Source organism: Kribbella sp. ALI-6-A, assembly GCF_001984195.1.
Lineage (GTDB): Bacteria > Actinomycetota > Actinomycetes > Propionibacteriales > Kribbellaceae > Kribbella.
This window is the reverse complement of the sequence record NZ_MTQN01000006.1, coordinates 277,520-301,397: the sequence shown is the minus strand read 5'-3', so window position 1 is coordinate 301,397 and position 23,878 is coordinate 277,520. Positions and strand designations below refer to the sequence as shown.

The following is a 23,878-nucleotide window of genomic DNA, read 5'->3' as shown; positions in this document are numbered from 1 at the left end:
GCGCCGTAAGGTGTGGAGCTGACTGGTACTAATAGGCCGAGGGCTTGTCTCAACACCACATTGTGGTCGTACGAAGAGACGATATTGCTGCGTAACGATGTTCGCGTTCACTGTACGGTTCCCGGAATACGGTCAACCCCAGCCCGTTTGTGGTTTGTGTGTGTTGGTTGATATTTCTATAGAGTTACGGTGACCATAGCGTCGGGGAAACACCCAGTCTCCATTCCGAACCTGGAAGTTAAGCCCGACAGCGCCGATGGTACTGCGACCGGGAGGTCGTGGGAGAGTAGGACGTCGCCGGACATTCACACTGTTAAGGGCCACCCTCCGGGGTGGCCCTTAACATTTCTAGCTGAAAACGACGGACCCTCTTTGAGCGGTCGGCCCGATGGCCGGCCGCTTTCGCACGTTCAGAGGTCTTCGGACACAAGGCCCCCCGTCACCTGAACCGGAGTGAGCCGGTTCGTTCGCGTCTTCGGTTCGCGTCCTCCGTTCGCGTGCTTCACGTGCACGATCTCCTCGGCCGCGATCGCAGCCCGGCTCCAGGCTGCTCGTCTGGTCCACCATCGGCGTGAGAACGCCCAACGGACAGCCGGAGGCGGGCCATTTTTCGCGAACTCCGCGGGGTGTAAGGATCGGTTCATGCAGAGCGCTTGGTACCCCGACGGACTCGACGAGGAGGAGCTCGCGTTCCAGCAGCTGTACGGTCCTTGGCGCGTCTCCACGCCCCAGGAGGCCGGAGAGCTCTTCGACGGCTACTCCTCTGACTGGTGGATCGCCGGCGGCTGGGCGATCGAGGCATTCACCGGCGTACGGCGTCCGCACGAGGACATCGACGTGTCCCTGTGGCGCAAGGACGTGGAGACGCTTCGCCAGCACCTGAAGGGTCGCTACCACCTTTGGTCGAACGACAGCGGTCGGCTGAGCCCGCTGACCGACGGTCGCCCCGAGCAGCCCGCGTCGGCCGACCAGATCTGGATCCGCCGGCACGCGCTTGCTCCATGGGAGTACGACTTGGTGCTCAATCCCGATCGCGACGGTCGCTGGATCTTCCGTCGTGACCCCTCCCTCGACTTCGCCCTCGACGAGGTCACCTGGATCGCGCCGGACGGCCTGCGCTACATCACTCCGGAAATGGCCCTCGCGTACAAGGCCCGGCTCAACCGTCCCAAGGACCAGGAAGACCTGGCCGTCACACTTCCCCTTCTCTCCGCCACCCGACGCAACTGGCTGACCGACATGATCGACCACCTCCACCCGTCCCACCCCTGGCTCCCTCTGATCTGCGGGACCTGACTGCGCGAGGCCGACGGGCTCCCTCGACCAGGCCGTACGAGGGAGACGGGCTCTCTCGACCTGGCCGGACGAGGTAGACAGGATCCCTCGACCCGACGGGAGGGAGACGGCGTCGCTCGAGCTGACCGGACGAGGCGGCCAGGTTCCACGGCCTGTGGCCGGACGAGGATGGCTAGGTCCCCCGGCCTGAACGGACGAAGGCGACCGGGTCCCACGGGGAAGGGCAGTCAGCACCAACGCGTCGTACCGGGAACTGCGCGTCGTCGCGCGCCCGTTCCCGGCCTCGGCGGGAACCCGCGCGACTGACCGCACGAAGGACGCTAGGCCCCACGGGCTGACTGGACGAGGGCGACCAAGTTCCTCGGGCTGACTGAACGAGGGCGACCAGGTCCTCAAGCTGACTAGGACGAGGCGACTGGGTTCCTCGGGCTGATCGGACGAGCGCGACCTGGCTGTGCTTCGGTCGGTGCGCCGGCGCGGGTGGCCGTCGGTCTTCGGACGGTGGAGTCAGCCCTTTCCTTCTCCCTTCCCGTGACCAGGGCGAGGTCGGGGAGGTGGGGTGACGACTCGGAGCTGGAGCATGGCGGCGAAGCGGGTTTCCGGGTCCGCCAGATCCAGGTCGGCGACCTCCGCCAGGCGGCGGAGGCGGTAGCGAAAGGTGTTGGGGTGGACGTAGACGGTGGCGGCGGCGGTCATGACGTCCCCGAAAGCGTCGAGCCAGGCGCGAAGGGTCTCGACCAAGTTCGTGTTGTGGTCCCGGTCGTACGCGACCAGCCGCGCGATCGGACCCGTGGGCTGGTCGCCTCGTGCCTCGATCAGGTCGCGGAGTTCAAGGAGAAGAGTCTCGACGTGAACGTCAGCCAGGCGGGCGACTCGCTGGGAGCCGGTACGAAGGACTCGTAGAGCTCGATCGGCGCCGGCTCGTGCGTGCGGAAGCCGGGCAGTCTCGTGAACGACGGGACCGACGCCGATGGTCGCGGTGACGCGATCGCCGATTCGGTCGAGAAAGTCCTTGGCGACCCGGACAGCGCGCTCCTCACCGTCGTCGCGGTCGGCACGGACAGGCAGGAGGCCGTAGGCGACGTCTCCGACCAGCGCGGCCGCCGACCTCGGATGCACGGCGCCCAGATGCATCGCGAACGCATCCGCAAGCCGCTGACGCTCGGTTGCGAGTCCTGCCTCACCCACGAGCGAGTCAGTCGAGTCCACCGCCGACCAGCCGCTGGAACTGCGACCTCCTGCGGAAGGCTGGCTGCTGGAACCGGGACCTGCTGCCGCCGACTGGCCGCGCGAGCCGCGGCCTTCCGACGTCGGCTGGCTGCCGCGGCCTCCCGCCGTCGCCTGGCTGCCGGAACCGGAACTTCCCGTCTGGCGCCGGTCACCGGAGCCGCGAACTCCCGCGGTCAACCGCTTGTCGGAGCCACGACTTCCCGCCGCCAACCGGGTGACCGAACCGGGAGTTCCAGTCGCCGGCCGGTTGTCGGAAACTCGACTCCCTGTCGTCGAGGCGCTGACGCGTCGGCGGTTCGTGGATTCGTCGTCATCGCCTTCCGTACGCCGTACTCGGACGGCTAGCGCGAGCACGACGACTGGTTGGTCAGCGAGGCCGAGACGGTCGAGTGCCTCTCGCGCTCCGGCGCCGCCTTCGAGAGCCGTGCTCACCAGGTCGGCGCGGAGGCGGCGTTCGACGTCGGCGCCGGCTCGGATGCGCAGCATGTGGAGGGCCACCAGTTTCGCGGCATCGCACAGTGCCTGGGTGCGTTCGTCGGTCAGCGGGTCGCGGACCGCGGCCCAGATCGAGCCGAGGATCTCGTCGCCGGCGCGGACCGCGACGGCGACGCGGGGGATGGTGAACTCGGTTTCGGTGATGGGCAGCGGCGGCACGTGCACGGGACGGTCGGTGCGGTAGAGCTCGCGAAACACACCGCGATCGGCCAAGAGGCGCGAGTACCGCTGGGGGACCTGGCGGCCGAGGACCGTCTCGACCCGGGCAACGTCGGCCTCGTCCTGGCGGCCGGAGAACGCGAGCACTCGGGAGTTCCGGTCCTCGATCGTCACCGGAGCGTCGAGGAGAGCGGCAGTTGCGTTGGCGAGTGCGAACAGGTCGCCAGACGGCATCCCGCCCAGCGTTTCGGGCTCGGCGACTCCGACGTCTCCTTCGGCGAGCAGGGATCGCAGCAGTACGGCGAGCTGGTCCCAGGACGCGCCGCGCGTCAGGCCGAGCAGGGCGACACCGGACTCTGCAACTGCCGCAGTGATGCTCTCATCGCCGGGGACGGGCGAACGTACGACGAGGCCTGCAGCGTGCTGACGGCCGAGGTCGCGCAGTGTCGAGGTGATCATGTCCGGCTCGTGCAACCCGACGCCGAGCACCAGCGCGTTGCGTGGCAACACCGGCTCGTCGACGGGGTCGTGGGTTACCACGCCGCCGATCTCCACCGGGCGGTCGGCGTCGCCGCGCACGAGTTCGAGCAAAGTGGCGCCGAGGTCGTCCAGCACGCGGCCGAGACTGGCGCGCGGTCGGTTCGTCACGGAATGCATCACCTGTCCGAAGCTAGAAGCCGGACCCTCAGCCTAGTTCGTCGGAGCGGACAGAATCAGTCCTTGGAATGGTTCTAGCGGACAACTGCCCCTCGAAAGAGGGTGGCGGGATGGTGACCGGACGTGCCGGGCTGAGGACGCGAGCATGCTCGCGGAAGGGGCGCGGCGCCGAGGGGCCGCGTGAACTCGGACGCCGCTCGGACGCCGCGGTACGCGCACGAGGCGAGGACCCAGCCCGAGCTGACCGACAGCCGCTGGCGAGGTGCTGCGCGATGCGCGGTGAATCGGCTGGTCGCAGCCAGGGGTGTCGTGGACAACTGGTGGGGCAGCGGTCCGGATGGTCCACCTGGTCCGTAGCGTCCGAAGGAGCTGAGGCTATAGCGCACGGTTCTTCGGACGTTGTGGGGCGGCTGTTGCCTGTCGTCGTTTCCGCTCATCCGCGTGATCGCGGGCGGCGCTGTGTTCGGTGGCGATGGGCGGGTCGGCGCACAACGCCACGTCCAGGTTGTGCTCGCACCGGTGGTAGGGGCGCTGGGAGAGCGCATCCGGCGCCGTTGCGGGCGGCAGCGCCGACGCTTCGCGCTACTGGGCGGAGGAGGGAGCGAGGGATCGCTGGTTGGCCGTTGGTGGCATCAACCCGAGCACCCGCGGCGGCTGGTTACTTGGCGCGAGCGGCGTGCACGTGCGGACCTTCGCGACGGCCGTGCGGGTGCGGACCCTCGCGAGGACCTCGGGGCTGTGGTGCCTAGAGCTTGAGCCATTCGGTGTGGGTGGTTACGGCGGCGAGTTCGGGTTCCAGGGGGTCTACGCCGATGCCGGGGGTGGTGGGGACTTCGAGGTGGCCGTTGGTGAGGGTGAAGGGGGTGGTGATGTCGGTTTGGTAGTAGCGGGAGGAGGCGGAAGTGTCGCCGGGGAGGGTGAAGCCGGGGAGGGCGGCCAGGGCTACGTTGGCGGCTCGGCCCAGGCCGGTTTCGAGCATGCCGCCGCACCAGACGGGGATGCCGTGGGACTGGCAGACGTCGTGGATGCGGCGGGCTTCGAGGTAGCCGCCGACTCGGCCGGGTTTGATGTTGATGATGCTGCAGGCGCCGAGGGAGATTGCCGCGGCGGCGGCTCGGGCTGAGGTGATCGACTCGTCGAGGCAGACGGGGGTCTTCAGATGCCGGGAGAGTTCGGCGTGGCCGAGGATGTCCTCTTCGTCCAGGGGTTGCTCGATGAGGAGAAGGTCGAACGGGTCGAGGCGGGCGAGGTGGCGGGCGTCGGAGACGGCGTACGCGGTGTTGGCGTCGACCTGGAGCAGGATCTCGTCGCCGAAGCGTTCGCGGACGGCGGCGACCGGTTCGATGTCCCAGCCGGGCTGGATCTTGAGCTTGATGCGCAGGTAGCCCTCGTCGAGGTAGTTGCCGACGGCGTCGAGTAGTTCGCCGATCGAGCTCATAATGCCGACGGAGACGCCGCACGGGACCCGGTCGTGGACGGCGCCGAGTTCGCGGGCCAGTGGCCGACCCTCGGCGCGGAGTTCGGCGTCCAGGACGGCGGTTTCGAGTGCGGCCTTCGCCATGCGGTGGCCGTGGAACTTCTCGAGCGCCGGCGCGACACCGATCGCGTCGAGGCGGTCGACCGCTGCCAGCGCGGGGACGAAGAAGCGGCGCAGGACGTCGGCGGCCGCGTCGACGTACTCCGACGAGTACAGCGGGCCGGCCATCGCGACACACTCGCCCCAGCCCTCCGCCTCGGTGCTGACGACCCGCACGAGCAGGGCGTCGCGGGTGGTCTCGGTCCCGAACGACGTCCGGAACGGTGAGATCAACGGCAATGCGATCCGCCGTAGTTCGACTCCGGTCAGCTTCATCGCAGCAGTCCTCTCGCAGGAAGTTCGAGCACGTACCAACCGGTCCGGTCGAAGCCGGTCACTTGCCATCCGTCGACGAGCAAACCGCCGAGCACCTCGCGTAGCGCCGCCCGCCAGGCCTTTGCCGCGGCCGGAGCGGTGTGCCGCAGCCCCTCGATGTCAGCCGGTACGGCGACCAGCATCACCCGATCGCCGAGCCCGGTGGAGGCGCCCGCGACGTGTGAGGTCGCGCCTGGGACGTGTGAAGTCGCACTCGAGTGAATCGTCGGGTGGTCGTCCGGGGTGCGGGACAGGGCGACGGTTGCTTCAGGCAAGGTTTTTGCTGTCGGGCCGGGCGGATGGCCGGTGGCGGCCTTGGCGACGGCGGGCGACTCCAGCTGCCATCGGACCAGCAGGCGGTCGGTGTCGTCACCGTTGTTGATGCCGTCGTGCATGTCGCCGTAGAAGTTGGTCAGGTATTCGGCCGGTTCGGCCGCGAGTTTGCAGAGGTTGAAGTACGCGTTGCGCCGGACCAGGGGATCGAAGGTCCAGGAGATCGCGGTGATGCCGCGCCGTAGCGCCCAGGCACGTTGGTGGAGTTTCAGGGCGAAGCCGACGTGGCGGCCGCGGGCTCGTCCGGACACTCCGGCGACGTGGCTGTGCATGGCGACCTCGGCCGGCGCGGAGAAGAAGCCGACGCAGGCACCGATGAGCTCGTCGCCGTCGTAGGCGCCGGAGACGTAGTTGCCGGCTTTGGTCAGAGCACGTAGCAACTCGGTCGTCACCGGCGGATTCTTGGGATCAGGTCGCCAGATGGAGTCGTACAGCCGATAGACGCCCTCCAACTCGCTCAGCTCGGTCAGCATCCGCACGTGTACGCCGGCCGATGCCGCGGCGGCCAAGGATGCTTGATCTGCCGCGCTGGTCGACGGGGTGAGGTCGGTCAGGTCGGGGGCACTCATGGTCTCTCCAGCAGGTCCGCGATCAGCGCTGTGAGCAGAGACGTCCGGGGAACGAGCTCGGCGACCACGACGTGCTCGTCGTCGGCATGGGCGCCGCCACCGACGGCACCAAGGCCGTCCAGGGTCGGCGTGCCGACTCCGGCGGTGAAGTTGCCGTCCGAGCCTCCACCGACCGACGTCTCCCGGAGCGGCGGCAGGCCGAGGGACGACGCCAGAACACACGCGCGCTGGTACAACGCGTCGGACATCTTCCGCTCCAGCGGCGGGCGATTGGGCCCGCCGATGATCTCCAAGCGAGCCTCGGGAAGCACCGGCTGCAAGGCGTGCATGGCCTCGTCCACCCGGAGCTGTTCGGCCACGGTGCGAGCGCGGACGTCGACCATGAAGCTCCCGGCGGCTGGGACCGTGTTGCGCGTGGTGCCGGAGGTGAGCAACGTCGGAGTCACGGTGGTGCCCAGCGACGGGTCGCCGAGCGCTGCGACGGCAAGGATCTGGTGAGCGGCCTCGATGCTCGCGTTCACGCCGAGCTCCGGCTCGAGGCCGGCATGCGAGGCCCGGCCGAGGATCCGGATCTCGTAGTTCGACACGCCTTTGCGTTCCAGCTTCAGAGCGCCGTTGTCGGCCGAAGCCTCCAGCACCAAGGCCGCCGCGCAGCCGACTGCCTCGGCCTCGATCAAAGAACGCGACGACGGCGACCCCAGTTCCTCGTCACCGGTCACCAGCAAGGTGACGCCGTCCAGGGACGGCAAAGCGGCGAGGGCGTGAAAGGCCATCACCAGACCGCCCTTCATGTCGAAGCACCCCGGCCCGCGGACCACTCCGCCGTCCACGACGAACGGATGCGTCGTCAACGAGCCGGCCGGCCAGACCGTGTCGTGGTGGCCGAGCACAAGCACCCGCGAAGGCCCGTCTCCGAACTTCCAGCGCAGGTGCGTCCACCCGTCCACCACCTCGTACGACGGTGCGGTGCCCAGCCGCTCCTTGCCCAGCTGGGCGACCACATCCGCGCTCCGGGCCACGGCCGCGTGGTCCGACGACGGCGACTCGCACATCACCAACGTCTCCAGGTCCGTCAGCATCACCGCCGAAGAGGCCGTCATCAGCCCACCTTCGGCGTCGCTCGAACCCCGAAGTGCATGTACTTCTCACCGCTCGGCAACGCGTAGAACGTGATCGCCGACCAGGTCAGCGAGCCGGGCTGCCGTACGACGAACAGGTCGCCGCTGTCGTCGGCCGGCCTCATCACGAACTCCTGCGCCGGCTCCGGCATCAGCTCGGCCAGTGGTCCGGTCAACGTCACCCGCACCATCGCCTGCCCGTCCCGCACGAACACCTCCTGCAGTGTGCTGGCTCGCTCGTACCGCCCGACGTGCCGGTGAAGATCGATCGAAGGCTCCGGCGACAGAGGTGCCAGCGGCAACGGCATCGCCACCCCGGCGACCTCGGCGAAGATTTCGCGGTACAGCTCCTCGTACAGGTCGTGCGTGTTGCCGCCGTTGGTCAGCAACGACACGGCCAGGCCCTGCTCGGGCAGCACGCGCAGGAACGCGGCCTGGCCGATCGTGTTGCCGTCGTGCCCGATCAACCGGTGACCGTCCCAGTCGAACCGGATCCAGCCGAGCCCCCAGGAGTCGCCGAGCGTGTGCTTGTCCGGCAGCTCTGCGTGCTTGTCGGCCATCGTCGTCACGGAGGCAGAGCTCAGGACCCGCTTGCCGTCCGGCGCGAGACCGTCGTTCAGGTGCATCCGGGCGAAGGCCAGGGCTTCAGCCGCGGTCGAGGTGATCAGCCCGGCCGGACCGAGGGACCGGGGGAGTCCCCAGACCGGCGCCGGCGACAGCTCGTCCTCGCCGACGTGTCCGACGGCGGCCCGGTGCAGCAGCGCCTCCTCGGGCAGCGTGACCGTACGACGCAAGCCGAGCGGCTCGAAGATCCGCTCCCGCAGCGCCGCGTCCCAGGTCTTGCCGGTGAGCTTCTCGATCACGCGCCCGGCCAGCGAGAAGCCGGAGTTGCAGTACGACCAGGTCACCCCGATCGGGTGGTTCTGGCCCACGTCGGCCAGCCCGTCCACGTACTTCTCCAGGCAGTCGTCACCCCGCCCGGTGTCGGTGAACACGTCGCCGTCGATCCCGCTCGTGTGCGTCAGCAACTGGCGCATCGTCACCTGCTTGGCGACATCCGGATCGCCGAGCTGCAGTTCGGGCAGCACCTGGATCAGCGGCTGGTCCAGGTCGAGCAGACCCTCGTCGACCAGTTGCATCGCCAGCGTCGCGGTCCACACCTTCGACATCGACCCGATCTGGAAGATGGAGTCGGTGGTCACCGGCACACCGGTTTCCTTGTGCAGTACGCCGGTCGCCGCCTCCACCAGCTCGTCGTCCTGACCCGGCCGCAGCCGCAGGATGCCCAGCGAAGCTCCGACGACCTTGTGCTTGGCAGCGAGCGTGGTGAGCCTCCGCTGCCAGTGCGCCGCGTCGATCCGCGGCCGGCGCGGTCCGCGAGCGTCACCCGCGTACTGCTCGACCCAGTCGAGGATGCGGCGGTTGAAGTCGAGCCGGTGCGACGGCCGCCCCTCCACGATGAAGAGGTGGCTGGCCTCCGGGTAGAGCACCAGCTGGGTCGGCACTCCCTGCTCGCGCAGCGCGGTGTGCCACTGCTGCGCCTGGCCGACCGGGCAACGCACATCCGCGTCGCCGTGCAACACCAGGGTCGGCGTCTTCACCTGGCCGACCTGGCTCAGCGGTGACATGGCTGTGAAGTCGCCCGGCCCGTTCAGCTCGTAGACGTTCAGGAAGTGCGCGGAGTCCGACGTGCCGCCCATGCTGGTCAGGTCGCTCACCACGCCACCGGCCACCGCGGCCGCGAACCGGTTGTCCCGGCTGGTCAGGTAGCAGGTCATGAAGCCGCCGTAGCTGTAGCCGGCCACCGCGAGCCGCTTGGCGTCAGCGATGCCTTCGGCAACGAGTTGGTCGATCGGCTCGAGGAAGTCGGCGGCGTCCAACGTGCCCCAGCCGCCGAGCGCCGCGTTGAAGAAGTCCTCGCCGTAGCCGTCGCTGCCGCGCGGGTTCAGCAGGAGGATGGTCCAGCCCAGCGCGGCGAGCTCCTGGTGATACAGGTGCACCTCGTCGGCGACGGCGTTCCACGCGTTGTGCGGTCCGCCGTGCACGTCGAGCAGCAGCGGCTGCGCGCTGGTGGCCTCCGGATCGCGAACGATCCAGCCGGCCACGACCGTCCCGTCCGAGATCGTGAATTCACGCTCCTCCCGCGCGAAGTGCTCCACATCCTCCAGCCCGTACGACGTACGTGGCGTCACCGCCCCATCGGCCAGATCGACCGTGACGATCTCCCCGTACGAAGTCTGCGTGGCCAGCGAGACCGCCGCGACCCCACCGGCGACCGACAGGCCGGCCACGTTCTGTCCCGCTTCTCCCAGGACGTGCCGAGGCGTGCCTCCAGCGACCGGTACGGCGTACAGGTGGCTGCAGCCGCGGTCGCGAACGCAGAACAGCACCGTCTCGCCGTCGTCGACCAACAACGGCAGGGCTCCGGGGTACGCCGGTCCGCCGGGCATCACGTTGCGATCGAGCGCCGCCGCCAGGTTCACCACGTCGCCGCTGTCCAGCGACAGTCGCAGCAGCCCAGCGTGCCCGACCGGGCCGGTGGCGTTGCCGACGATCAGCAGGGACTCGCCGTCGCTGGTCCACAGCACGGGTCCGGCCAGGCCCTCCTTGAGACCGACCAGCTCTGGCTCGGCCTTCTCGTCCGTAGCGTCGAGTACGTACGCCGGCGCGGTCGGGACGAGGTCGGCGTCGGGCGCGGTGGCCGCGCCGAACGCGACCTTGGTCCCGTCCGGCGACCAGGCCGGATCACCGGCGTGCCAGTCGCCCTCGGTCGCCTGGCGGCACTTCTTGGTCTCCACGTCGAGCAGGTGGACGTGTGCGCGGTAGGTGCGCAGCCAGCCGGCTCCGTCGGCCTGGTAGTCCAGCCGCTCGGTGACGATCGGCGCGTGCCCGCGAGACTCACGAGCCTTGTCGTCCTCGCCGGCGAGCGCCGCGATGTCGACCGGAGCGCTGAACGCGATCCGCTTCCCGTCGGGACTCCAGCGCGGCGCCCCGGCTCCGAGCGGCAGCGTCGTGAGCTGCTCCGGCTCACCAGCACCGGCCGGAAGCACCCAGAGCTGCGCGGGTCCGTCCTTGGCGCGTAGGAAGGCCAGCTGACTCCCGTCCGGCGACCAGGTCGGCGAGGTGTCGCCATCACCCCGGGTCAGCTGCTGCGGCTCACCACCGGAGGCCGGAACCCGCCACAGGTTGCGCAGCGTGCGATCGCCCTCCGCATCGATGGTCCGCAGGACGTAGGCGAGCTGGGCGCCGTCGGGCGAGAGCGCCGGCTGCTCCGGAACCACGAGCTCGGTCAGGTCGTCGATGCGCAGACGTCGGGTCACAGGGAGTCCTCCTTGGATACGGAACCGGTGGTGACCGGCTGCAGGGCGCCGGCCACGTGGTGGCAGGCGGCGCGATGACGTCGACGGTCGGCGTCGGTGGTGGGATCGATCGTCAGGCAGTGCTCGCGATCGCTGAGCACCAAAGGCCCGATCGGGCAGCGGGGATGGAACCGGCAGCCCGCGGGGGGATGATGGGGATCGGCGGGTTCGGCTTCGGCAACCACCTGCACGGCGCGCTCAGCGACCGCCTGCGCGGCCGGGTCGGAGAGTCGCGGAGCAACGGGATCGAGCAGCGACGTCGCGCCACGGCGAGGCGCGGCCGCCAGCAACTCCTTGGTGTACGGATGTTGTGGATCGCCGAGCACGTCCGCGGCCGGGCCGAACTCGACGATGCGACCGAGGTACATGACCGCGATGTAGTCGCTCACGTAGCGAACGACGGCCAGGTTGTGCGAGATGAACAGCATCGAGAGCCGCAGCTCACGCTGCAGCGAGCGGACGAGATTCAGCACGGTGCCCTGAATCGAGACGTCCAAGGCCGAGGTGATCTCGTCCGCGATCACGACGTCGGGCTGCCCGGCCAGAGCTCGTGCGATGGCGACTCGTTGCCTTTGGCCACCTGACAGCGCACCCGGATAGGCCTGTGCGCGATCGGCGTCCAGCCCGACCAGCTCGAGCAGCCGGGTGACCTCCTCCCGTCGAGGTGGCCCCGACCGCGGCACGGCTTCGGCGATCGAGTCGCCGATGGTCATCCGTGGATCCAGCGAGGAGTACGGGTCCTGGAACACCATCTGCAGCGGACGCCGTCCACCGGTCCGGTGCCGCAGCGGTACGCCGTCCAGCAGGATCTGCCCCGACGACAGCTCGGCCAGACCGACCGCGGCGCGGGCCAACGTCGACTTTCCCGAGCCGGACTCGCCGACCAGTCCGACCACCTGGCCGGACGGCACGGTCAGATCGACCCCGTCGACGGCGGTCAGCGCGCGACGGCCGGCGCCGTACCGGACCGTCACCTGGTCGAAACGCAGTTCGCTCATCGTTGCCCCGTCCGGATCGACTCGATTCCCAACACCGTCCGGCCTTGGGGATTCCAGCAGGCGACTCGATGATCGGCGCCCACCAGTTCAGGATCCTTCGCCGAGCAGGACTCGACAACGAACTCACAACGCACTCTGTAGGCACATCCGGTCGGAAAAGCTGACGGATCGACCGGTCGCCCGGGAATCACCGCCAGCGGTTCGTCGAGCGGCGTGTCCAGATCCGGTACGGCGGCCAGCAGCGCGCGGGTGTAGGGATGCCGTGCTCCGGTGGCGAGGTCGGACGCGGGCAGGTCCTCGACGATCCGCCCGGCGTACATCACCAGCACCCGGTCGCAGACCTGCGCGACGACGGTGATGTCGTGGCTGATCAGCAGCACGGCGACGTCGTCGGTCTCCCGGATCGTCTCCAGCAAACGCAGGACCTGACGCTGCACGGTGACGTCCAGCGCGGTCGTCGGCTCGTCGGCGACGATCAACGCGGGCGCGCCCATCAGACCCATCCCGATCATCGCGCGCTGCCGCATCCCGCCGGAGAACTCGTGCGGGTACTGCCGCGCCCGCCGCCCGGCCGCCGGGACCCGGACCGCCCGCAACCGGTCGACCGCTCGCGCCATCGCTTGCCGCCTGGACAGGCCCTGGTGTTCCCGAGCACCTTCCGCCAGCTGTACGCCGATCCGCTTGGTCGGGTTGAACGACGTCATCGGGTCCTGGAAAACCATCGCGAAAGATGTCCCCAGCAACCTTCGCCGAGTGGCCGCCGAACCGCGATCGGCCAGCCGGCCGAGCAGCGGTGCGCCGAGGAAGGACAACTCCGCCGCCTCGACCTGCCCCGGCGGCTCGATCAGCTGCGCGACCGCGAGCGCGGTCAGGCTCTTGCCGGAGCCGGACTCGCCGACCACCCCGACGATCTCGCCCTTGTGGATCGTGAAGCTGACTCCGCGCACGGGCGTGATCGGCCCGGGGAAGCTGACCCGCAGATCCTTCACCACCAGCACGGCCTCGTCGTCGACCGGCGCCGCGGGAACCGTTTCGGGCGTGCGCGTCCGCAGCCGCGGACCCACCAGGGCCGGGACGCCGAGACCCTTCGCCACCGCCTCACCGAACAGGTTGAACGCCAGCCCCGCGATCACCACCGCGACGCCCGGTGCGAGTGCCGCGGCCGGATGCACGTAGATCCCGTTCAGCGACTCGCCCATCAGCCGTCCCCAGTCGTAGGCCGGTGGCTGCACGCCGAGGCCCAGGAACGACAGCCCGGCGAAGGCGAGCAGTACGCCGCCGGCACCGATCGTCGCGTTCACCACCAACGGCTCCGCGATGTTGGGCAGGATGTGCCGCAGCAGGATCCGGAACCGGCCGACCCCCGCGATCCGCGCCGCGGCGACGAAGTCCCGCTCCGCGATGCCCGCGACCAGCGTCTGGGTCAGCCGCGCGAACGCCGGTGCGCCGGCCAGACCGATCGCGAGCACCGCGCCCTTCGCGCCGACCCCGAAGATCACCGCGAAGAACAGCGCGAGCAGCAGACCGGGGAACGCGACGGCGATGTTCACCAATGCTGTCGTCAGTCGTCCCGCGCGCCGGCCCAGCAGCACCGGCGCGGTGCCGAGCACCAGACCTGCGAGCACACCGAGAGCCGTGGCCAGCAGCGCGAGCATGATCGACGTCCGGGAGGCGACGAGCACGCGGTAGAAGATGTCCCGGCCGAGGCTGTCCGTGCCCAGCCAGTGCTGGGACGACGTCCCTTCCAGCAGATGCTCGGTGTCGATCGCACTGGCCTGATCCGACCAGAGCAGGGGAGCGAACAATGCGAGCAGCAGTACGGCGAGCAGGAGCACACCCGCGCCGGCGCCGACCGGCGTACGGAGGACTGCGATCCAGCGGGCTCGGCGGGCCATCAGCTCTCCCGGATGGTCGAACGCGGATCCAGCAGGGCAAGGGCGACGTCGACGGCCAGGTTCACCAGCAGGACGCCGACGCCGTACACGAGCACCACGCCCTGCACCAGCGGGTAGTCCTTGGCCAGGATCGAGGAGACGATCGTGCTGCCGAGGCCGGGCCAGCCGAAGACGTTCTCGACCAGGACGGTCCCGGCGACCATCCCACCCAGCAGCAGACCGCCGAGCGTGATCGTGGCGGTCACCGCGTTGGGCAGGGCGTGGCGCAGATACACGGCGGTGGCCGGCAGGCGCTTGGCCCGGGCGGTCCGCAGGTAGTCGGTCTGCAACACCGCAAGCAGTTCGACCCGGCAGATGCGCGCCAGTACGGCGGCCGGTCCGATGGCCAGGGACAGCACCGGCAGCACGTACGACGCGACGTTGCCGCGCCCCGCGACCGGGAACCACTGCAGCTTCACCGCGAACACGTAGACCAGCCCGACCGCGAGCAGGAACTCGGGGATCGCGGCGAGCACCACCGACGTCGAGGTGAAACCCAGCTCGGCCCGGGGCCGGCGGCCCGCCCGGGTGAGAACACCCATCGCCAGGCCGACCGGGAGTGCGATCAGGACGGCTACGAGGAACGCGGCCACGGCCAGTTGCACGGTCGCGGGCAGCCGGTCGCGGATCACGTCCGAGACGGGGAGCCCGGTCGTGATCGACGTCCCGAGATTGCCGGTGAACAAGTGCTGCAGGAAGTGCAGGTACTGCTCCCAGAGCGGGTCGTTCAGGCCGAGCGACTCGCGTTGGGCGTCGACGAGGCTCTTGGGCGCGGCCGGTCCCAGAGCCGAGCGGACCGGGTCGCCCGGGATCAGGTGGATCATCAGGAAGGCGGCGCTCAGCAGCGCGAGCACCGACACGACCAGTCGGCTCAGCCGGCGGACCGCGAACCGGACCCAGGGATTGATCTCCGGGCGGGATCCAACTGCTGTCGCAGTCGTCACCGCCTCACCCCAGCATCCGGATCGAGCTGGGCACGATGCTGCCCTGGCCGAGCTCGAAGGTCACGTTCTTGCCGAAGTACGGCAGCGTCGTGTTGACGAACGGCACCAGGTTCACCTGCTCGAACAGGGCCCGCTCGGCGGCGGCCCAGTCCGCGCAGCCGTCGGTCCCGGCGGTGCGGGACGCCTTGGCGACCGCGGCGTCGTACCCGGGGTTCTTGATCGAGGAGAAGTTGCTCCCGTTCGGCGGCGTTGTGCCGGACAGGAAGCTGACCAGCTGGCTCGGCAGCGAGACGGTCAGTGGAATCAGCCCTGCGTGCCACGTGCCTTGACCGGCGAGGACCACGGTGCTGATCTCCGCGGTGGAGACGGCCTTGAGCGACACCTCGACGCCCAGCTCGGTCCAGGACTTCTGCAGCAGCTCAGCGGCGGACTGCAGCGTCGGGCCGAGCGTGGTGGGGTAGTAGAAGACCAGCGACAGCTTGCTGCCGCCCTTCTCGCGGACGCCACCGGCGCCTGGCTTCCAGCCTGCCGCGTCGAGCGCAGCCTTGGCCGCGTTCAGGTCGTGGCCCGGCAGGTTGCCGGTGACGGTGTCCTCCTTGCACGGACCCATGCCGGGGGCAACCAAGTCGGTCGGTGCCGTACCGGTTCCGCTGGTGACCACCTTGCCGAGCTGGGTCAGGTCGAGGCCCTGCGTCAGCGCACGCCGTACGGCGAGGTCTGCGGTGGGCATTCCCGCCTTCTGGTTGAACCAGAGCTGGCCCAGTGGCGCACCGGCCTCCCGCTTGAACAGTTGCTGGGCGGCCAGGCGCTGCTTGTCCGGACCGGCGATGGCGACGATGTTGACCTGTCCGGCGGTCAACAGGTTCGCCGAAGTGGTCTCGTTGGCGACGACCTTGATCACGACCTTGTCCGGCAGACCGGCTTGATCGGCCTTGAAGTCACCCGGGCCCCAGGCGTAATCCTTGCGCCGGGTCAGCGTGTAGTGGTCGCCGGGCACCGCTTCGGCGACCGTGTACATCCCGGTGCCGTCCGAGCTCTGCTTGAGGATGCTGCGGTCCTTCATGCCCTTGCCGCAGACGATGTGCAGGCCGCCGACGTTGCGGACCAGAAAGGCGTCGGGCGCCGCCGCGGTCACGGTCACCGTGCCGGCCGCGTCGTCGGCGGTCGCCTTGGCGCCGGCCGGGACGAAAACGCCGATCCGGGTCGACTTGTTGGCCGGATTGCCGACGAAGTTGATGTTCTGCGCGACCGTACTGGCGGTCAGTGGTGTGCCGTCGGCGCAGGTGACGCCCTTGCGCAGCGTGTACTTCGCGCTGGTCGTCGTGCCTTCCCACTTCTCGGCCAGCCCGGCCACCTGCTTGCCGCTGGAGTCGATGTTGACCAGCGCGTCGTACAGGAACCAGTCGACCTGCATGGTGACCGACAGCGAGGTGAACTGCGGGTCGAGGTTGCCGGGGTCGCCGCCGACGGCCATCGTCAGCGTCCCGCCGGTGACCGGCTGGCCGCCGCCGGCCGTGGTCGGTTCGCCTCCTGAGCTGCAGGCGGACAACGCGAGGACGCCGGCCACTGCGGCAGCGAGTACGGATCTCATGGATGCCTCCGGGGAATCAGACGGCAGCGCGGCGCAGAGCCCGCCCGCTGTGCAGGTAGAGGGCGCGACCGGTGCCGTCGTCGCCGAGGAACACGTGCGGGGTGTGCAGGCCGTCGGCGGCCTTGACCGCGATCAGGCTGTGCTCGTCACGGCCGACCAGTTCGACCGGCTCGGGTGCCGGGCCGAGCTCGCTGAAGATGCGCTTCGGCACCTGGTCGAGCCAGAGCCGGCCGTTGTCGTCCTGCCGGATGGTGATGTCGGCCACCTCGCAGGTGTAGGTGCCGAGGAAGCGCTCGACGTTCACGGGCACGGCCGCAGCCGGGGGAGTGGGCATGGCGGGCAGGTCGAGTCCGGCCAGCTCCTTGAGCACGTGGCCGAAGACAGCGCGGTACAGCTCGATCATGTCGCCGCCGTTGGTCAGCAGAGTGATTGCCAGACCGTGCTCGGGTACGACGCGCAGGAACGCACCCTGGCCGATCGTTCCGCCGTCGTGGCCGATCACCGTGGTCCCGTTCCAGTCGAACAGCTCCCAGCCGAGACCCCACGAGTCGCCCATCATGCCGAGCGCGGGCAGCTTGACCTGCGGCTCCTGCATCGCCTCGACACTCGCCGCACTCAGTACGGCGGTCCCGTCGGCCGTCGTACCGGAGTCCAGGTGCAGGCGGGCGAAGGTGAGCAGGTCCCGGGGACGCATCGCGAGCATCGACCCGGCGGCAGCCATGGACCGCGTCAGCGCCCAGACCGGCGCTGGGACCGGTGCTTCGGTCGGCGCGGGTCGGATGTGCCCGACCGCGGCCCGGTGCAGGATCGCCTCGTACGGGTCACCGGCCGCGTGCGTCAGGCCGAGCGGGGTGAACAGGTGCTCGCGCAGGACGGTGTCGTACGGCTTGCCGCGCAGTACCTCGACCAGCCGGCCCAGCACCGCGAACGCCGCGTTGTTGTACGAGAACATCTCACCCGGTCCGAACAGCTGACCCACCTCGGCCAGCGTGGGCAGGAACTTCTCGACCGCGTCGTCGCCCTTCCCGGTGTCATTGAAGATGTCGCCCTCGAATCCGGCGGTGTGGCTCAGCAACTGCCGGACGGTGATCTTCGCGGCGGCGCCGTCGTCGCCGAGCACGAACTCCGGCAGGTAGGTCCGTACCGGCCGGTCCAGCTCGACCGTGCCCTCGTCGGCGAGCTGCATCACCAGCGTGGTGGTCCAGACCTTGGTGATCGAGCCGATCTGGAAGACCGAGTCGACGGTCGCCTCCACGCCGGTCGCCTTGCTGAGCAGTCCGGCGGCGTGATCGACCACCTCGCCGCCGTACAGGACGCCGACCGCCGCGCCGGGCACCTCGTGCTCGGACAGCAGGGTCGGCAACTGGTCGTGCAGCCACGTCTCGATCTCGCTCAGGGTCGCCATGGGCCGACGTTAGGACGCTCCGAGCGGCGCGTATTCGTCGCAGGCGACAACGGAGTGGGCCGATTTCGTCCGCCCGGACGAAGCCCTGTGGAGCAGCTCGGCGTCCGCTGAGCTGGTACGCCTGACGGGAACATCGGCCGAGGACTTACCCTTGAGGGTGTTATGACCTCTTCCGGCCGTCGTACGGTCTACCTCGATCACGCCGCGACGACTCCGATGCTGCCCGCGGCGATCGAGGCGATGGCCTCTCACCTCGGGCGCACCGGCAACGCCTCGTCGCTGCACGGATCGGGACGGGCGGCCCGGCGGACCGTGGAGGAGTCCCGCGAGACGATCGCGGAGGCGCTCGGCGCGCTGCCGAGCGAGGTGGTTTTCACCTCCGGCGGGACCGAGGCGGACAACCTGGCCCTGAAGGGGCTGTGGTGGGCCCGGCTCAAGGAGGATCCGCGCCGGCGGCGCATCCTGCTGAGCGGGATCGAGCACCACGCGGTCCTGGACCCGGCCGTCTGGCTGGCGCAGCACGAGGGCGCCGAGCTCGAGTGGCTGCCGGTCGACGCCCTCGGGCGGGTGCAGCCCGACGAGGTGCGGGTGGCGATCGAGCAGGATCCGGCGTCGGTCTCGTTCGTGACGCTGATGATGGCCAACAACGAGGTCGGCACGCTGCAGCCGATCCAGCAGGTCGCGGCGATCGCGGCCGAGTACGGGATCCCGGTGCACACCGACGCCGTGCAGGCGGTCGGACAGATCCCGGTGGACTTCGCCGCGCTCGGTGTGGACGCGATGACCGTGTCGGCGCACAAGATCGGCGGCCCGTACGGGATCGGTGCGCTGGTGGTGCACAAGGAGACCCAGCTGGTGCCGATCGTGCACGGCGGCGGCCAGGAGCGCGACGTACGGTCCGGCACGCTGGACACCCCGGCGACGGCTGGGTTCGCAGTCGCGGCCGCCCACGCCGTCAAGCACCAGGCCGACGAGTCGCAGCGCCTGAGCGGGCTCCGTGACCGGCTGGTCGAGGGCATCACGAGCACGGTCCCCGGCGCGTTGCTGTCGGGGGACCCGGTGAGCCGCTTGCCCGGTAACGCACACTTGTCGTTCAAGGACTGCGAGGGTGACTCGCTGCTGCTCCTGCTGGATGCGCGCGGCATCGAGGTCTCGACCGGCTCGGCGTGCAACGCGGGAGTCGCGGAGCCGAGTCACGTGCTGCTCGCGATGGGGTACGACGACCAGCGGGCCCGCGGCTCGCTGCGGTTCACCCTCGGACACACCAGCACCGACGCGGACGTCGACGCGGTGCTGGACAACATCGGGCCAGTGGTGGAGCGGGCGATGTCCGCCGGACTGCAGAACGTGGGAAGGAACAACTGATGCGGGTACTCGCAGCCATGTCCGGCGGGGTCGACTCCGCCGTCGCGGCGGCGCGGATGGCCGAGGCCGGGCACGACGTGGTCGGTGTGCACCTTGCGCTCAGCCGCAACCCGCAGTCGTACCGCAGCGGCGCCCGCGGCTGCTGCACGGTCGAGGACTCCCGTGACGCCCGCCGGGCCGCCGACGTGATCGGCATCCCGTTCTACGTCTGGGACCTGGCCGAGCGCTTCCACGCCGACGTGGTCGAGGACTTCGTCGCCGAGTACGCCGCCGGTCGGACGCCGAACCCCTGCCTGCGCTGCAACGAGAAGGTGAAGTTCAGCGCCGTCCTGGAGCGCGCGCTCGCGCTCGACTTCGACGCGGTCGCCACCGGGCACTACGCGCAGATCGTCGAGACGCCGGAGGGCCGGGAGCTGCACCGCGCGGTCGACCCGGCCAAGGACCAGTCGTACGTGCTCGGCGTGCTCACCCAGGAGCAGTTGCGGCACGCCTTCTTCCCGCTCGGCGACACCCCCAAGACCGAGATCCGGGCCGAGGCCGAGCGGCGCGGGCTGTCGGTCGCGGCCAAGCCGGACAGCCACGACATCTGCTTCATTGCCGACGGCAACACCCCTGGCTTCCTGTCCAAGCAGCTGGGCGAGGCGCCCGGCGACATCGTGGACAGCAGCGGCACCAAGCTCGGCGAGCACAAGGGCACGCACGGGTTCACCGTCGGGCAGCGCAAGGGTCTGCGGATCGGGACCCCGGCGGCCGACGGCAAGCCGCGGTTCGTGCTGGACATCAGCCCGGTCGATCGCACGGTCACCGTCGGCTCCCGCGAGGAGCTGGCGGTGGAGAGCCTGGTCGCGTCCAAGCCGCGCTGGTGCGGGCCGGTCCCGACCGGCACGCTGCACGTCAAGGCGCAGCTGCGGGCCCACGGCGACGAGGTGGCCGTCACCGCTCGCGTCGAGGGCGACCAGGTCTTCGTGGAGTTCGACGAGCCGACCGCCGCGGTCGCGCCGGGCCAGGCCGTCGTCCTGTACGACGGGACGCGGGTCGTCGGCTCGGCGACCATCGACACCGTCCAGCGGGCCACGGCGAGGGTCTGACCCGCGGTGCTCCGCATGAAGGACACCTGCGAGCGGTGCGCCGGCAGGCTCCAGCCGTCCGGTGAGGCGATGATCTGCAGCTACGAGTGCACGTTCTGCCCGTCCTGCACGGATGCTATGAATGCTGTCTGCCCCAACTGCGGCGGTGAACTGGTTGGCCGGCCCCGGCGGACCACGGGTGCCGCACAGATCGTCAGCCGTACTCCGGGTCGCCTGACCCGCTACCTGCAAAGGAACCGCAGATGACCACGACCGGGCTCGGGTCGGTGCCCGGCGAGGACATCCGCGAGTGGACCAAGGTGGTGCTCGACGCGGTCGACATCCCGTTCCTGCCGGAGCTCCCGGCGCGCCCGTACGGCGACATGCTCAGCCGCGCGATCGCCGTACTGGCTGAGCTGTCGGCTGATCTCCAGCCCGCGGGGTGGCGGCTGACGGGTGGTTCCGATCCGCAATCGAGCCTGGACCAGCGCCGGGCTCGGTCGCTGCTGCACGAGGACCTGGACGTGCTGGAGGAGTTCGGCGACGGGTACACCGGGCCGCTCAAGCTCCAGTTCACCGGGCCGTGGACGCTGGCCGCGACGGTGGAGCTGCCGCGCGGGGACAAGGTGCTCGCTGACCACGGAGCCCGGCGGGACTTGGCTGACGCGCTGGCGCACGGGCTGAACGCACAGGTGGCCGAGGTACGGCGCCGGCTGCCGGGCGTGGACTTGCTGGTGCAGTTGGACGAGCCCGCGCTGCCCGCCGTACTGGCTGGCGCGGTTCCGACGGCCAGTGGGTGGAGCAAGCACCGTTCGGTCGACGGCCCGGGTGCTGTGGAGCTCCTGGCTCGAGTGCTCGACGCTGCTGATCCTGCAACGACGCTGGTGCACTGCTGTGCGGCTCGGCCGCCTATCGAGGTGTTCACCCGGGCAGGTGCTGGGGGAGTGGCAGTAGACGTGTCGCTGCTCACTGAGCCGGCCTGGGAACAGATCGCTCTGGCAGTCGAGGCCAAGACCACCCTGTACGCCGGACTGATCGCCACCACCGGGCCTGTCCCCGACCCGGAGCAGGCCGCCGCGCCGCTGGTGCGCACGTGGCGCAACCTCGGACTGGACCCGGAGCTGATGAAGCAGGTCGTCGTCACCCCTGCGTGCGGACTCGCTTCCGCTCCGTCGCCGGCCGACGCCCGGGCTCGTCTGGACCGGCTGCGGGGCGTCGTGGACGCGCTCGGAGAAGCCGCCGAAGCGTGAGCCGGACGGGGTCGTGGATAACCCCGGAAACGTCGGTGGCGGACGGTAAGTTCTCCTCATGAGCACGGAGATCCCCGAGACGACCGCCGCCGACCAGCCTGCCGCGCCGCCGAAGGTGCGCGAGCGGCACGCCGCGCTGAGCCGCGAGATCGAGGAGCACCGGTTCCGCTACTACATGGCGACCTCGACGATCTCCGACGCCGACTTCGACGCGCTGATGCACGAGCTGCAGGACATCGAGGAGCAGTACCAGGAGCTGCGCACGCCCGACTCGCCGACGCAGAAGGTCGGCGTACCGATCTCGACGCTGTTCGAGCCGGTCACCCACCCGACCCGGATGGAGAGCCTGGCCAACGCGTTCTCCGCCGAGCAGATGGAGGCCTGGGCCAAGCGGCTGGAGCGCGAGGTCACCGTCCAGCAGATTCACGACAGCGGATTCCTCTGCGAGCTCAAGGTCGACGGCCTCGCCCTCGACCTGGTCTACGAGAACGGCCGCCTCGTCACCGGCGCCACGCGCGGCGACGGCCGGATCGGTGAGGACGTCACGCTCAACGTGCGCACCATCGACAGCATCCCGAACGAGCTGGACGGCGGCGACCTGCCGGCCTTCCTGGAGGTCCGCGGGGAGGTCTACTTCCGGGTCGAGGACTTCGAGCAGCTGAACGCGCAGCTCGTCGAGGCCGGCAAGGCCCCGTTCTCCAACCCGCGCAACGGCGCCGCCGGATCGCTGCGGCAGAAGGACCCGCGGGTCTCTGCGCAACGCCCGCTGCGGTTCGTCGTGCACGGCCTGGGGCGGGTCGACGGCTTCCACATCGGCCGGCTGTCCGAGGCCTACGACCAGCTGAAGGCCTGGGGCCTGCCGGTCAGCGACCGCGCCCGCAAGGTCGAGACGCTCGCCGAGGTGAACGAGTTCATCGCGTACTACGGGGAGAACCGGCACTCGGTCGACCACGAGATCGACGGTGTGGTGGTGAAGGTGGACGAGGTCGATCTGCAGCGCGCGCTGGGCTCGACCTCGAGCGCGCCGCGCTGGGCGATCGCGTTCAAGTACCCGCCGGAGGAGGTCACCACCAAGCTGCTCGACATCAAGGTCAACGTCGGCCGCACCGGGCGCGTGACGCCGTACGGGGTGATGGAGCCGGTCCGGGTGGCCGGCTCGACGGTCGAGTTCGCGACGCTGCACAACAGCCAGGAGGTCGAGCGCAAGGGCGTCTGGATCGGCGACACCGTCGTGCTGCGCAAGGCCGGCGACGTGATCCCGGAAATCCTCGGTCCGGTGATCGAGCTGCGCCCGGACGACGCGCACCCGTTCCGGATGCCGACCGAGTGCCCGTCCTGCGGCACGACATTGCGCCCGATGAAGGAGGGCGACGTCGACATCCGCTGCCCGAACTCCCGGACCTGCCCGGCGCAGCTGCGCGAGCGGCTGTTCCACCTGGCCGGGCGGTCGGCGTTCGACATCGAGGTGCTCGGCTTCAAGGCCGCCGACGCGCTGATCGGCAGCGAGCTGATCGCGGACGAGGGCGACCTGTTCTCGCTGACCGAGGAGGCGCTGGCGCAAAGCTCCTTCTTCACCACCAAGGCCGGAGCACTGTCGGCGAACGCGCAGAAACTGCTCGCGAACCTCGAGGCGGCCAAGACCCAGCAGCTGTCGCGAGGACTGGTCGCGCTGTCGATCCGGCACGTCGGTCCGACCGCGGCGGCCGCGCTGGCGGCGGCGTACGAGGACATCGACGAGGTGCAGGCGGCGAGCGAGGAGGAGCTGGCGCAGCTCGAGGGCGTCGGGCCGACCATCGCGCACGCGGTGATCGAGTGGTTCCAGGTCGACTGGCACCAGGAGATCGTGCGCAAGTGGAAGGCAGCCGGCGTCCAGTTGCGCCAGGAGCGGACCGGACCGACCGTCGAGCAGACGCTGACCGGGCTGTCGATCGTGGTGACCGGCACGATCGAGGGCTTCAGCCGCGACGAGGCGACCGAGGCGATCGTGTCGCGTGGCGGCAAGGCGGCCAGTTCGGTGTCGAAGAAGACGTCGTTCGTGGTGGTCGGTGACTCTCCGGGGTCGAAGTACGACAAGGCGGTGCAGCTCGGCGTACCGATTCTGGACGCGGCCGGTTTCCAGGTGCTGCTCGACTCCGGCGCCGACGCGGCGGCCGAAGTGGCGACCAGGCCCGAGCCCGATCAGGCGTAGATCGGCCGTGGCACAAGGGATTCCGGCCT

At 69.7% G+C, this 23,878-nt stretch carries 16 protein-coding genes and 1 rRNA gene; 7 read left to right on the top strand and 10 right to left on the bottom strand.

The features are described from left to right. The first annotated feature begins 185 nt into the window (after positions 1-185). Together rrf and BWI15_RS03965 are read left to right on the top strand one after the other, a co-directional pair. Positions 186-303 (top strand): 5S ribosomal RNA (gene rrf, locus BWI15_RS03970). A 339-nt stretch (positions 304-642) separates the two neighbouring features. After that, positions 643-1,296 carry a nucleotidyltransferase domain-containing protein gene (locus tag BWI15_RS03965; RefSeq protein ID WP_077012893.1) on the top strand — a complete coding sequence of 218 codons (654 nt, stop codon included), beginning with the start codon at positions 643-645 and terminating at the stop codon, positions 1,294-1,296. Positions 1,297-1,803: 507 nt separating this feature from the next. On the opposite strand, the gene BWI15_RS40005 is transcribed toward BWI15_RS03965, so the two are convergent. From BWI15_RS40005 to BWI15_RS03910, 10 genes are all read right to left on the bottom strand, one after another. Then, entirely contained in the window at positions 1,804-3,837 is a 2,034-nt protein-coding gene (locus tag BWI15_RS40005) for a PucR family transcriptional regulator (RefSeq protein ID WP_237771118.1), read from the bottom strand. A gap of 745 nt (positions 3,838-4,582) precedes the next feature. After that, positions 4,583-5,689: an o-succinylbenzoate synthase gene (menC, locus tag BWI15_RS03950; protein ID WP_077012892.1), complete on the bottom strand. Its 1,107-nt coding sequence runs from the start codon at positions 5,687-5,689 to the stop codon at positions 4,583-4,585. After that, complete coding sequence (locus BWI15_RS03945) at positions 5,686-6,630, bottom strand: GNAT family N-acetyltransferase (RefSeq protein ID WP_077012891.1); 945 nt, start codon at positions 6,628-6,630, stop codon at positions 5,686-5,688. The genes menC and BWI15_RS03945 overlap by 4 nt, the downstream gene beginning before the upstream one ends. Then, positions 6,627-7,730, bottom strand: a complete 1,104-nt coding sequence (locus BWI15_RS03940; RefSeq protein ID WP_077012890.1) for a M20 family metallopeptidase — start codon at positions 7,728-7,730, stop codon at positions 6,627-6,629. The genes BWI15_RS03945 and BWI15_RS03940 overlap by 4 nt, the downstream gene beginning before the upstream one ends. Continuing rightward, the gene (locus tag BWI15_RS03935; RefSeq protein ID WP_077012889.1) at positions 7,730-11,068 is read right to left on the bottom strand and encodes a serine hydrolase; all 3,339 of its coding nucleotides are present in this window, start codon (positions 11,066-11,068) and stop codon (positions 7,730-7,732) included. Before BWI15_RS03935 ends, BWI15_RS03940 begins: the two co-directional genes overlap by 1 nt. After that, positions 11,065-12,105 carry an ABC transporter ATP-binding protein gene (locus BWI15_RS03930; RefSeq protein ID WP_077012888.1) on the bottom strand — a complete coding sequence of 347 codons (1,041 nt, stop codon included), beginning with the start codon at positions 12,103-12,105 and terminating at the stop codon, positions 11,065-11,067. Before BWI15_RS03930 ends, BWI15_RS03935 begins: the two co-directional genes overlap by 4 nt. Beyond that, positions 12,102-14,000, bottom strand: a complete 1,899-nt coding sequence (locus BWI15_RS03925) for a dipeptide/oligopeptide/nickel ABC transporter permease/ATP-binding protein (RefSeq protein WP_077012887.1) — start codon at positions 13,998-14,000, stop codon at positions 12,102-12,104. The genes BWI15_RS03930 and BWI15_RS03925 overlap by 4 nt, the downstream gene beginning before the upstream one ends. Further along, complete coding sequence (locus BWI15_RS03920) at positions 14,000-14,983, bottom strand: ABC transporter permease (protein ID WP_077012886.1); 984 nt, start codon at positions 14,981-14,983, stop codon at positions 14,000-14,002. Before BWI15_RS03920 ends, BWI15_RS03925 begins: the two co-directional genes overlap by 1 nt. Before the next feature lie 4 nt (positions 14,984-14,987). Further along, positions 14,988-16,574 carry an ABC transporter substrate-binding protein gene (locus BWI15_RS03915; protein ID WP_077012885.1) on the bottom strand — a complete coding sequence of 529 codons (1,587 nt, stop codon included), beginning with the start codon at positions 16,572-16,574 and terminating at the stop codon, positions 14,988-14,990. 16 nt (positions 16,575-16,590) lie between these two features. Then, positions 16,591-17,979 (bottom strand): serine hydrolase domain-containing protein, encoded by a 1,389-nt coding sequence (locus BWI15_RS03910; RefSeq protein ID WP_077012884.1) that lies wholly within the window; start codon positions 17,977-17,979, stop codon positions 16,591-16,593. A 162-nt stretch (positions 17,980-18,141) separates the two neighbouring features. On the opposite strand from BWI15_RS03910, the gene BWI15_RS03905 reads away from it, so the two are divergent. From BWI15_RS03905 to ligA, 5 genes are read left to right on the top strand one after another with little or no spacing between them, the layout of a single operon-like run. Further along, a complete protein-coding gene (locus BWI15_RS03905; RefSeq protein WP_077012883.1) occupies positions 18,142-19,344 on the top strand; it encodes a cysteine desulfurase family protein in 1,203 nt (400 codons plus the stop codon). Then, on the top strand, positions 19,344-20,432 hold the full coding sequence (mnmA, locus tag BWI15_RS03900) for a tRNA 2-thiouridine(34) synthase MnmA (RefSeq protein ID WP_077012882.1): 1,089 nt from the start codon (positions 19,344-19,346) through the stop codon (positions 20,430-20,432). The genes BWI15_RS03905 and mnmA overlap by 1 nt, the downstream gene beginning before the upstream one ends. Before the next feature lie 15 nt (positions 20,433-20,447). Continuing rightward, complete coding sequence (locus BWI15_RS03895; RefSeq protein ID WP_083750546.1) at positions 20,448-20,678, top strand: DUF1272 domain-containing protein; 231 nt, start codon at positions 20,448-20,450, stop codon at positions 20,676-20,678. Next, positions 20,675-21,661, top strand: coding sequence for a methionine synthase vitamin-B12 independent (locus tag BWI15_RS03890; RefSeq protein WP_077012880.1), 987 nt, complete (start codon positions 20,675-20,677; stop codon positions 21,659-21,661). Before BWI15_RS03895 ends, BWI15_RS03890 begins: the two co-directional genes overlap by 4 nt. Before the next feature lie 58 nt (positions 21,662-21,719). Then, a complete protein-coding gene (gene ligA / locus BWI15_RS03885; RefSeq protein WP_143465388.1) occupies positions 21,720-23,849 on the top strand; it encodes an NAD-dependent DNA ligase LigA in 2,130 nt (709 codons plus the stop codon). Positions 23,850-23,878 lie beyond the last annotated feature (29 nt).